Below are 12,681 nucleotides of genomic sequence, written 5' to 3'. Positions count from 1 at the left end.
TTAATAAAACATCTGTTATCTTTAAAAATGAGATTAGCTATAAAGAAGTTTATGAAAATGTAAAAAAAAAGCTTCTTTCTTAATAAACAAGAATTTATCAAAAAAGAATGCTGTACTTTTAGTTTCGGAAAATTCTAATTTCTTTATTGAAAACTACTTTGGAATAATTAAAAGCGGGGTCATATGTGTTCCTATTAATCCAGCTTTAAGTAGTAATGAGATAAAGTATATTATTGACTCTCTAAATATTAAGGTGATTTTTACTCAAAACAAATTTTGTGAAAAAATAAAGTCACTTGATTATAAAGATGTTGAAATATATACAGATAAAAATGGATCTAATTTAAGTTCTAATCAGGAAAATAACAATAAAGATAATATAAATATAAAAGAAGATGTAGCTGTAATATTGTTTACTTCTGGGTCTACAGGTAATCCTAAGGGAGTAATGCTTACCCATTATAATCTTATATACAATACAAATTCTATAATAGAATACTTGGAACTTACAAATAATGATAGAGTGGAAACGGTGCTTCCTTTTTATTATTGTTATGGTACTTCAATTTTACATACTCATTTTAGAGTAGGGGGAAGTCTAGTAATTAATAATAAATTTATGTTTCCACAAACAGTTCTTGAGGATATAAATAAGTATAATTGTACAGGTTTTTCAGGTGTTCCTAGTACTTATCAAATATTGCTTAGAATGACTGATATGAAGAATACTAAGTTCCCAACATTAAGGTATATAACTCAAGCAGGTGGAAAGCTACCAGAGATATTTATAAAACAACTTATAGATATTTTGGGAGGCGTAGATATATTTATAATGTACGGTCAAACTGAGGCTACAGCAAGGTTATCTTATTTACCACCATGCTTAATTAAGGAAAAGATGAATTCAATAGGACATGGAATTAAGGGAACAGAGCTTTTTGTTTTAAATAGTGAAGGAAATAGAGTGAAATCTGGTGAAATAGGAGAGGTTGTTGCTCAAGGCGACAATATAATGAAGGGATATTTTAATGATAAGGAAGAAACAGATAAAGTTCTAAAGCAAGGATATTTATATACGGGAGATATAGCAAAAGTAGATGATGAGGGGTTTATATATATAGTTTCAAGAGAAAAAAATATTATTAAAAGTGGTGGTATTAGAATAAGTCCTAAAGAAATAGAAGATATAATATTACAAATTCCAGAAGTAGTAGAATGCGTTGTTATTGGGGTTTGGGATGACATTTTAGGAGAAGCGGTAAAAGCCTTTGTAGTAATAGTTGTGGATAAAACATTTATAGATTTTAAATATATCTTAGATTTTTGTAAAAAACAATTGCCTTCATATAAAATACCAAGATATATAGAGTTTTTAAGCACTCTTCCTAAAAATTCTTCAGGTAAGGTGTTAATTAAACAACTTAAGTAACAACAAGAGGGTGATAAAATTGGAGATTGCGGAAATTATAGATGAGCTAGTGTTTGGTGAACAGTTTAATTTAAATCAGAAAGATAAGGAAAAGCTCCTTTTAAAAACAATATTATCTCAGCTAGATAACAATATGGAGAATCTAAACATAAAATCTATGTATGAAAAATTAGGTATAGATATAAATAGCATTAAAACATTAGAAGAGGTTCCATATATACCTGTCAATATGTTTAAATCTTTTGATCTTAGAGTTTGCGAGGTTGAGAAAGTAGCAAGAGTGTTGCTTTCTAGTGCTACAACCACAGGAATCCCTAGCAAAATATATTTAGATAAAAAGACTTCAATAAGGCAAACACAAGGGTTAATAAGTACATTATCAAATTTTTTAGGTTCCAAAAGAAGACCAATGCTTATCATAGATGATGAAGATAGCAATAAAAAAGGGGATAGCATGACTGCACGTGGTGCAGCGATAAGAGGAGTAAGTGCTTTTGGAAGTGAGATTTGTTATGTAATGGATAAAGAGAATGATGAACTTAGGGTAAATATAGATAGACTACGTGCATTTGAGCGAAAGCATAAGGATGAGAAAATTATAGTTTATGGATTTACCTATATATTATGGTCTAAATTTTTAAAAGTTTTAAAACAGGAACAAATACAATTAAATATGCCAAATATGAAGCTACTACATAGTGGCGGATGGAAAAAATTAATATCTGAAAGGGTAGAGAAAAAAGTGTTTTCAGAGACTGCTGCACAGGTATTTAAGGCTAAAGTTTCTAATATAATAGATTTTTATGGAATGGTAGAGCAGTTAGGAGTAGTTTTTATTGATTGTGAATATGGGTATAAACATGTCCCTAATTTTGCAGAAATTATTATAAGGGATATACAAACATTAGAAGAAGTGAAATTTGGAAAAAGTGGGATTATAGAGGTTATGAGTATTTTAGGTACTAGTTATCCGTCACAAGCGATCCTAACTGAAGATGTCGGCGAGTTTATAGGTATAGATGATTGCCTGTGTGGTAGACACGGCAAGTATTTTAAATTTAAGTCGCGAATAGACAAAGCTGAAGTTAGAGGATGTGGAGATACTTTTGCACGAAGAGAGGTAGGAAAATGATAAATTGTTATGAGCTAAATGGTGAATTTAATGAGAATGGTATGAGTTTTAAAGATTTTAACGAAATAGAAACCTACTTAAATAACAATCTTTCGGAAATTCATAAAATTCCAGTAGAAGCTATAATACTTATAATTAATGAGTATAGCAAAAAAATTGCAAAAAACAGAGAAATATTAAGAATGGAAGGCGTTTCGTTTTTATGTTTCTATTTGAAAAAGGTTAATATTGAAAAACAGTTAAAACTTAACTTAGAAAATATCGAATACTTAAATAAATTCGTACAGATAGATGATGAAAAATACATTAAAGCACAACCAAGGGGTATAGTATGTCATTGGATGGCTGGGAATGTGCCTACACTTGGAATTTATTCTGTTATGCAAAGCATATTATGTAAAAATGCTAATATTCTTCGAGTATCTAAGAAAAGCGTAAGTGTTGTATATAAATTATTAATAATTTTAGCAAATATAAATGTTGAATATGAAGGCCGAACATATTCTTCTAATATTTTACTTAAGAATATTGCCCTTATTTATTTCGATAGTTTTGATAGAAATCTTAATTCTTTGATGTCCTTAAAAGCTGATGTTAGGATAGTTTGGGGAAATAAAGCAGCAGTAGATGATATTTGCCTAATGCCAAAAAAAACCACTTGTAAGGATTTGATTTTTGGCCCTAAGTATTCTTTTGCTGTTTTTGATAAATCAGCTATTGAGAGTGATGATTTAGAAGAATACTTAGAGAATTTGGTTACAGATATAATTGTTTTTGGTCAAAAGGGATGTTCTTCGCCTCAGGTGTTATTTATAGAGAAAAGTAAATTAAATGTAATAGATGTAGCTAAAATAATAAGTCTAAAATTCGAAAGAATCACTAAAAGATATACAAATTTAGATTTAGAAGAGGCTATTGCTGCTAAGATAATTAATAAAAGAGGAGAATATTTATTAGGCCTTGATAAGCTAGCTTATATAAGCACAGGACTTCAATATACAATATTAATTGATAGTGAAATAAAGCTTGAGGAACCAATCACGGGGCGAACTATATTTATAAAAGAGGTGGAGGATATATTTGATGTATGTCCTTTAATTACTAGAAATATACAAACTATAGGAATAGCTTCTAAGAATAGGGAAAAAGTTTTAGAATTTACGGACAAAGTAACAACATTTGGAGTAGACAGAGTTGTGAAAATAGGGTATATGAACTTCTATGATTCTCCTTGGGATGGAAGTTTAATAATGAGTGAATTAGTTAGATGGTGTTCTCTTAGTATAAAGGGAATGATATAATAAAATTGAACTATGTAATTTATAAATAATGCATGGTTTAATTTATTATAAATTGAGAGGTGTTTTTTTTGAAAGTAAAGGATATTATGACGAAAAGTGATTTCAAACTAAAAGAAAATAATACTTTTTATGAGGCATCACAGTTATTTAATAATAATGAAGTAGAAGTAATACCTATATTAGATAAAAAAGATATTTTAGTTGGAGTTATAACGAAAAGTGATATAATTAAAAATTTTATTAACGGTACAAGCCCTGATACATATGTAAAATACCTTTTAAGGGGTACAACAAATATTATAAATGAAGATTCTAAAATATCGGACTGCATTGATAAAGTGGAAAGTTATATGGCAGTTACAAATTCAGATGGTAAATTTGTAGGGAATTTCAGTGTGAATAATATTTATAAACATCGGTTTGCTAATTCATTAGAAGAAATAAATGATCTTAAGCAAAGATTAAACTGCAATAATGAATGTGGCATTGTAAAACTCAATTGCATAGAATTGGATGCAGTTATTGAAGCATCCTTTGATGGTATCTATATAACCGATGGCAAAGCTAATACATTAAAGATTAATAAATCTTATGAAAACATAACAGGGTTACAAAGAAAAAATATGATAGCCAGAAATATGTACGAACTAGAAAAAGAGGGATACATATCTAAGTCATCTACTCTTATGGTATTAAAAAATAGAAAATCTAATACAATTGAGCAGGAATTTAGTACAGGTAAAAAAGTGTTGGTTTCAAGTAACCCTATCTTTGATGACGAGGGCAATATAAATATGGTTGTTACAAATGTACGAGACATAACAGAACTATACGAGCTACAAGATCAGCTTGCTAAAAATATGAAGTTAACAGAAAAATATTATTCAGAGATAGAGGCTATGAGAATTCAGTATCTAAATTTAACAGACGTGATTGCTAAGGATAAAACAATGTTAGACTTATTGGAAGTTGCTAAAAGAGTAGCTAATGTGGATACTACTGTTTTAATACTCGGAGAAACGGGAGTTGGAAAAGAAGAAATCGCTAAATTTATATATAAAAATAGTATGAGACGTGACAAAAACTTTATAAAAATTAATTGTGGAGCAATTCCTCAAAATCTTATAGAATCTGAGCTCTTTGGGTATGTAAAAGGTGCGTTTACAGGGGCTAACAAGGAAGGCAAGATGGGACTTTTTGAAGTGGCAGATGGAGGCACAGTTTTTTTGGATGAAATTGGAGAACTTCCTTTAGACATACAAGTTAAGCTGCTTAATGTACTTCAAGAAGGAAAAGTTGAAAGAGTTGGAGCGGTGAAACCAGTAAAAATTGATATAAGAGTATTAGCAGCTACAAATAGAAAATTAGAAGAGATGATTAAAAATAAAACGTTTAGAGCGGATTTATATTATCGTTTAGCTGTTGTACCACTTATTGTACCATCGTTAAGAGATAGGAGAGAGGATATTTTACCTTTAATTCAGCATTTCTTATCTAAATTAAATAATAAATATAATTTTGAAAAGACTTTCACTATTGAGGCGTTGAGTACACTTTATAATTACAAATTTCCAGGAAATGTACGTGAACTCAAAAACATTGTAGAAAGGGTTATAGTGATGAGTTATGGCAATAAAATATTCAAAAGTGACTTGCCAATTGAATTATCACAGAGTATTATAGGAAAAGTTATTGAGTGTGAGGAAATATGTAATTTAAAGGAGGCAGTTGAAAAAGTAGAAGCAAAACTTATTAGTATGGCTTTTGATGATGCTGGTAACGTTCGTGATGCTGCCAAAAAATTGGGCATTAATTCTACTACTTTTTTTAGAAAGCGTAAAAGATATTTAGAGATGGGAATGTTGTAAAAATGTATTTTTCATATAACTTTGGCATGAGTATTGCTACATTTATAAATGTAAAATTAAATAAACGTGAAGTAATATAAAAAAATATACATGTGAAGGGAATGGTTTTAGTGGGATTAATGACTGGAGAACAATATGTAGAGAGTCTTAGAAAATTAAATTTGAAGGTTTATATGTTTGGGGAAAAAGTAGAAAATGTAGTGGACAATCCTATAATTCGTCCATCAATGAACTCAGTTAAAATGACCTATGATTTGGCACAAATGTCTGAGTACGAAGACTTAATGACATCTACTTCAATAATTACTGGTAAAAAAATTAACAGATTCGCAAATATTCATATGAGCACAGAGGATTTAGTTAAAAAAGTCAAAATGCAAAGATTATGTGGACAAAAAACCGCTTCATGTTTTCAAAGATGTGTTGGAATGGATGCATTTAATGCTGAATACAGTACTACTTATGAAATTGATAAAGAATATGGAACAAAGTACCATAAAAATTTTACAAAGTTTTTAGAATATATTCATGAAAATGATTTAATAGTAGATGGTGCAATGACAGATCCAAAAGGAGATAGAGGGCTTTCAATAACAAAACAAGAAGATCCAGATATGTATCTTCATGTAGTTGAAAGAAGGGTAGATGGTATTGTAGTTCGCGGAGCTAAAGCTCATCAAACCGGAATATGTAATTCTCACGAAGTTTTAGTTATGCCAACTATTGCTATGAGACCTGAGGATAAGGATTATGCTGTATCTTTTTCAATACCAACAAACACAGAAGGTATTATTATGATTCTTGGACGTCAATCTTGTGATACAAGAAAAAGTGAAGAAGGCGCAGATATAGATGTTGGAAATTATAATTATGGTGGAGTAGAAGCTTTAACTATCTTTGATAATGTATTTGTACCAAATGATAGAATATTCTTAAATGGAGAAACTGAATTTGCAGGAATGCTTGTTGAAAGATTTGCAGGATATCATAGACAAAGTTATGGTGGGTGCAAAACTGGTGTTGGTGACGTGCTCATTGGAGCTACTGCTGTAGCCGCAGATTACAATGGAACAAATAGAGTATCACACATTAAAGACAAATTAATAGAAATGACTCACTTAAATGAAACTCTATATGCTTGTGGAATTGCATGCTCTGCAGAAGGACATAAAACTGAATCAGGTAACTATATAATAGATTTGTTACTTGCAAATGTCTGTAAACAAAATGTTACAAGATTCCCATATGAAATAGTAAGACTTGCGGAAGACATTGCTGGAGGACTTATGGTAACTATGCCTGCAGATAAAGATTTTAAAGATCCAATAACTGGACCTTATCTTGAAAAATACTTAAAAGGTGTTGCATCTGTTTCAACTGAAAACAGAATGAGAATATTAAGATTAATAGAAAATTTAGCACTTGGAACAGCTGCTGTTGGTTATAGAACGGAATCAATGCATGGGGCAGGATCGCCACAGGCTCAAAGAATAATGATAGCAAGACAAGGCAATTTGGCTCATAAAAAAGCCTTAGCAAAAGTAATAGCTAGAATAAAAGAATAAATACATCTTTCATAATATTAAATACCTAAATATATTAGGGGATAACTAAACCCTAATATATTTAAAAGATTGGAGTGACAAAATGTTTACTAAAGAAGGTATGTTTGCTAAAATTGAAAAAATCCTTGAGATGGATGTTAGACCAAAACTAGCAGATCACTATGGAAACATTGAACTTGTTAACATCTGTGATGGAATAGTTGAAGTAAAGCTTTTAGGTCAATGTAAAGGCTGTCTTTCTGCAAAATATACTGTTGAGGATTTGGTCGAAGCTACACTTAAAGAAGCAATACCAGATATTAAAAAAGTAATACTAATAAATCAAATAAATGAAGACTTATTAGAACAAGCTAGAAAAATTTTAAATGAAGGTAGCAAGGCTTGCGCTAGTTACGAAAATCTTGAAGCTAAATATGAAAAGATTTGTATAAATAGTGAAAGCGATAGCATCAAATAATTTGATATTATAGACTCAATTAAAGGTGGTTGTAGATAAATTTGGTTAAATACAAATCTATTTACAGTTTTTTTAATTGATATATTAGAGTAAATTTGATAAAATACATTTGTAAAGAAAAATTAATTCATGTAAAAGTGCCATAGAGACAAAAACAGACTTTTATTTTTTTGGTTATGAAAAGGGAGCATTTCAGGTGCAAGTAATTTAGAATTCCAATTCTTTCAACTTTATCCACTTCAATCACATTGAGTAGTTTAACTTGTACATCTAAAATATTCGGGAAAAAATATGTTTTAAAAATGGAACACGTTTCAGATATGCAACAGAAATAAATATAAGGTGTAACACTTATAATATGCAAGGGTTTATGGAATCCGGCAATTTAAATTGTTAAGATGTGTTTCTTTTATGATACACATTCTATTATTTATTTTATAATATTTACATAAAACAATAATCAGAATATTTAATTAAAAGACACAAAGAGAACGCTTAACTAGCAATAGTTTTCAAATGTATAATTTTGTTATAACTTTGGCATAGGAATTGCTACATATGTAAGTATAAAATACAACTGAGAGAGGAATGTTTCAATGAAAGGAGAGGAATACATAAAAAGTCTTACAAAATTAAATATGAATAAAAGAAAGGTAGGATGTTATGAAGAATTTTCAATTAGTACCTCAGATTCATACTTTTAATAATTTTAAAGATTTTGCAGATGAGTTTAAAATTGGCGAAGGTGACTTAGTATTAACTCAAGAATTTATTTATGAACCATTTATGAAATATTTGAATTTAAAAGCAGACTTTATTTTTCAAGAAAAATATGGTGTTGGTGAACCTTCAGACGAGATGATTAACAAAATTATTGCAGCTATGCCTAATAAAAAAATCAAAAGAATTGTAGGTATAGGTGGTGGAACTGTTATAGATATTTCTAAATTAATGGTTTTTAAAGATGTGAAAAATTGTCTTGATTTATTTGAGAAAAAAGTACCTTTTATAAGGGATAAGGAATTAATAATTATCCCTACAACTTGTGGAACTGGAAGCGAAGTAACTAATATCTCAATTGCAGAAATAAAATCAAAACATACAAAAATGGGACTTGCGACTGATGAGTTATTTGCAAATCAAGCAGTGCTTATTCCAGAGTTAATTAAGGGATTACCTTTTAAATTTTTTGTTGCTAGCTCTATAGATGCGTTAATTCATGCTATTGAATCTTTTGTATCTCCTAAGGCTAGTGTATACACAGAGATATTTTCAGTTAGAGCTATAGAAATGATTATGAAGGGCTACATGGAAATTATAGAAAAAGGTGAGGATTATCGTCAGAATTTATTAAAGGAATTTTCAACCGCCAGTAATTATGCTGGAATTGCTTTTGCAAATGCTGGAGTTGGAGCAGTTCATGCTATGTCTTATCCATTAGGTGGAGTTTATCATGTAGCACATGGAGAAGCTAACTATGAACTATTTACTGAAGTTTTTAAAATGTACAGTAAAAAGAATCCAAATGGAAAGATAAAGGAAATAAATACTCTTTTGACAAACATATTAGGCCTTAGTCATGGTGAGGATGTTTATAAAGAAATTGAAAATGTATTAAATAAATTATTGATGAAAAAGCCATTAAAAGAATTTGGAATGAAGAAAGAAGAAATAGAATTGTTTACTGATAGCGTTATAGAGTCACAACAAAGATTATTAGTAAATAACTACGTAGAATTATCAAGAGAAGAAATGATTGAGATATATACAAATTTATATTAACTGGCAAGTAAATTATGAAACTAAACAAAATATTATCATACATAATAAGGGGGGGAACTCATGAGTGAAAAACGTGAAAGCCTGGAGAAGGTCTACTCTAAAGGTGACATATTAGCATTAGCTTTTGGAGCAATGATTGGATGGGGCTGGGTAATGTTATCTGGATACTGGGTAGAACAAGCTGGATGGTTAGGAGCAGTTATTGCATTTTTAATTGGTGGAGTAATGTGCATATTTGTAGGACTGTGTTATGCGGAGTTAACTCCTGCATTGCCATGTGCTGGTGGAGGATTGGTATTTGCATATAGAGCCATGGGGTATAAGCTTGGATGGATAACTATATGGTGTACATGCTTTGCTTACGTAGGAGTTGCAGCATGGGAAGGAATTGCTATCTCAACTGCTGTTAACTATATAATTCCAATACCACAGCTGGGATATTTATGGACTATTGCTGGTTATGACGTTTACGCATCTTGGTCTGCGATAGGTATGATTGTAGGACTAATTTTAATTATAATAAACCTGAGAGGTGGAAAAGGTGCAGTTTTATTCCAGAATGTAGCTACTATTGGTCTAACTTTAGTTGGACTAATTTTTATAATAGGTGGATTTAGCATAGGAGATTCAAAGTTTATGGGAGATGCAGTTAAGAGTGGAAAAGGAATCTTTGCAGTTCTTTTAATGGTTCCTGCCATGTATGTAGGATTTGATGTTATTCCACAATCGGCAGAAGAAATGAATATTCCTAAAAAACAAATAGGTAAAATTCTTATTTTTTCAATTTTATTGGCTGGATTCTGGTATGTGGCAATGTGTGTTGGTATTGCTCTAGCAGCACCAACAAATATTAGACTTAATGGAGCAGTTCCTGTTGCTGATGCGGCAGCCTTTATGTTCGGAAATCCGATAATGGGTAAGGTTATAATTTTAGGTGCTTTATGTGGTATCTTAACTAGTTGGAATGGATTTATTATTGGGGGTGCAAGAGTTTTATTTGCAATGGGAAGAGCTAAAATGCTTCCACCGATTTTTGGTAAAGTTAATCCTAAAACACAAAGTCCGTATGCAGCAGTAATTCTTATAGGAATTATATGCGAACTAGCTCCTTTATTAGGGAAGAATGCATTAGTTTGGTTTGTTAATGCAAGTTCTTTTGGAGTTGTTGTAACATATTTGTTTGTTTGCTTAGCTTTCGTAATGCTTAGAAAGCAAGAACCAAATTTAGAAAGACCTTTTAAAGTTAAACATGATAAGTTTATAGGATATGGAGCAATTACTATATCTGTAGCATTTATATGTCTATATCTTCCATTTTCGTCAGGAGGACTTGTTTGGCCTTATGAATGGGGTATGATTCTTTTCTGGGCAGTGCTTGGTATTGGATTATCTTTAATGACTCAAAAGGCGTATCCAAATGTAACTTTGAAAGAAAGAGAACTTTTAATATTTGGTGAGCTATATGCAAGAAAAGAAATTGTTGGAGAGGTTTTGAGTAACAATAAAAATATTAAATTAGATGCATAACAACCATATATTTCAATATAATCGAGGAGGAATTTATTATGACAGAATTAAGAACTAGTTTACCCAAAATAATAACAACAATACCGGGACCAAAAGCAAAGGAATTAATAAAACTTAGACAAGAAAATGTTCCAGTTGGAGTATCATCCGGAGTACCTACTTTTATTGAAAGAGGGGAAGGTGCAATGTTTGAAGATGTAGATGGAAATATCATGTTAGATTTTGTTGGTGGAATTGGAGTTTTAAATATAGGGTATAGTAATCCAGAAGTTATTGAAGTTGTTAAAGAACAAGTTTCAAAATTTTTTCATTCAAGTATAAATGTAGTACAATATGAATCTTATGTACGTTTAGCTGAAAAATTAAATAGTATTATTCCAGGGAATTTTAAGAAAAAAACAATGTTCGTAAATAGTGGATCTGAAGCTCTTGAAAATGCTGTAAAAATTGCACGTAAATATACAAAAAGAACAGAAATAGTTACATTTACAGGTGGATTTCATGGAAGAACAAGTTTAACTATGGCAATGACAAGTACAATAAAACCATATAAACTTGGCTTTGGACCTTTCGCTCCAGGAGTTCATCAAGCAGAATTTCCTTATATTTATCGTCGTCCAGCTGGAATGCCAGAGGAAAATGCAATGAAGTATTACATTGAAAAATTAAAGAATTTCTTTTTAGAAAAAATAAATGTAGAAGACGTTGCAGCGGTTGTTATTGAGCCTCTTCAAGGTGAAGGTGGATTCCTTCCAACACCTATTGAATATGTAAGAGAGCTAAGACGTATATGTGATGAGAATGGAATATTATTAGTATGTGATGAAGTACAATCAGGATACTGCAGAACTGGTAGAATGTTTGCTAGTGAATACTGGGCAGACAATGGATTATATGCTGATATAATAACTTCTGCAAAATCACTTGGAGCTGGAATGCCAATTAGTGCAGTAACAGGTAGAGCTGAAATTATGGATGCCTCCCAAGCTGGTGGAATTGGTGGAACTTATGCTGGAAACCCAATAGCATGTGTTTCAGCTTTAAAAGTTATTGAAATTATGGAAAGAGATAATTATGCTGATAAATCAAATCATATTGCAGAAATAGCTATGGATAGATTTAATAAAATGAAGGAAAAATATAAAATTATTGGAGATGTTCGAGGCCTCGGGGCAATGATGGGTGTTGAGTTTGTTACTGATAGAGTAACAAAAGAACCAGCTTCAAAAGAAGTAAAAGCAATAATTAAAGATTGCAACGATAATGGCTTAGTCATATTAAATTGTGGCGTTAGAGGAAACACACTTCGTTGCTTAATGCCTTTATGTATTACAGATGAACAATTAAATGCAGGACTCGATATACTTGAAAATGCAATTTCAAAGGTAAGCACTAAAGCATAAAAATTAATAATTATGATTTATATTTTAAAATGGCTGTAGATAAATTTATCTACAGCCATTTGTATAATTTGTTCTTAATAGGTTATAATGTTCAAGATTTTTTATTTAAATGGATTTTCTGATTTATAAAGCATTCCTTTTGGTTGATTAAATGATAATTCTTTGACACCTAAGTATCTAAATAAATTGTACATTGCTTTTCCATAATGGCCAAATG

General features: G+C 30.6%; 9 protein-coding genes. All 9 read left to right on the top strand.

Going from position 1 to position 12,681, the window contains the following annotated elements:
* The first annotated feature begins 82 nt into the window (after positions 1-82).
* The 9 genes from KPL54_RS18475 to gabT all read left to right on the top strand — a co-directional run bounded on the left by KPL54_RS18475 (position 83) and on the right by gabT (position 12,464).
* Positions 83-1,429: an AMP-binding protein gene (locus KPL54_RS18475; protein ID WP_268038774.1), complete on the top strand. Its 1,347-nt coding sequence runs from the start codon at positions 83-85 to the stop codon at positions 1,427-1,429.
* 19 nt (positions 1,430-1,448) lie between these two features.
* A complete protein-coding gene (locus tag KPL54_RS18470) occupies positions 1,449-2,561 on the top strand; it encodes a LuxE/PaaK family acyltransferase (RefSeq protein WP_216107962.1) in 1,113 nt (370 codons plus the stop codon).
* On the top strand, positions 2,558-3,862 hold the full coding sequence (locus KPL54_RS18465; RefSeq protein ID WP_216107961.1) for an acyl-CoA reductase: 1,305 nt from the start codon (positions 2,558-2,560) through the stop codon (positions 3,860-3,862). Before KPL54_RS18470 ends, KPL54_RS18465 begins: the two co-directional genes overlap by 4 nt.
* Before the next feature lie 68 nt (positions 3,863-3,930).
* Entirely contained in the window at positions 3,931-5,730 is a 1,800-nt protein-coding gene (locus KPL54_RS18460; protein WP_253203575.1) for a sigma 54-interacting transcriptional regulator, read from the top strand.
* A gap of 110 nt (positions 5,731-5,840) precedes the next feature.
* Positions 5,841-7,295, top strand: a complete 1,455-nt coding sequence (locus tag KPL54_RS18455; RefSeq protein WP_216107960.1) for a 4-hydroxyphenylacetate 3-hydroxylase family protein — start codon at positions 5,841-5,843, stop codon at positions 7,293-7,295.
* Positions 7,296-7,377: 82 nt separating this feature from the next.
* Complete coding sequence (locus tag KPL54_RS18450) at positions 7,378-7,752, top strand: NifU family protein (protein WP_253203571.1); 375 nt, start codon at positions 7,378-7,380, stop codon at positions 7,750-7,752.
* 663 nt (positions 7,753-8,415) lie between these two features.
* A complete protein-coding gene (locus KPL54_RS18445; RefSeq protein ID WP_216107959.1) occupies positions 8,416-9,534 on the top strand; it encodes a 4-hydroxybutyrate dehydrogenase in 1,119 nt (372 codons plus the stop codon).
* Positions 9,535-9,594: 60 nt separating this feature from the next.
* Positions 9,595-11,061: an APC family permease gene (locus KPL54_RS18440; protein WP_216107958.1), complete on the top strand. Its 1,467-nt coding sequence runs from the start codon at positions 9,595-9,597 to the stop codon at positions 11,059-11,061.
* 38 nt (positions 11,062-11,099) lie between these two features.
* Entirely contained in the window at positions 11,100-12,464 is a 1,365-nt protein-coding gene (gene gabT, locus KPL54_RS18435) for a 4-aminobutyrate--2-oxoglutarate transaminase (RefSeq protein WP_216107957.1), read from the top strand.
* Positions 12,465-12,681: the final 217 nt, after the last annotated feature.

Source organism: Clostridium estertheticum, from assembly GCF_018861295.1.
Classification (GTDB): domain Bacteria; phylum Bacillota; class Clostridia; order Clostridiales; family Clostridiaceae; genus Clostridium_AD; species Clostridium_AD estertheticum_D.
This window is presented reverse-complemented; position numbering and strand designations above follow the sequence as displayed.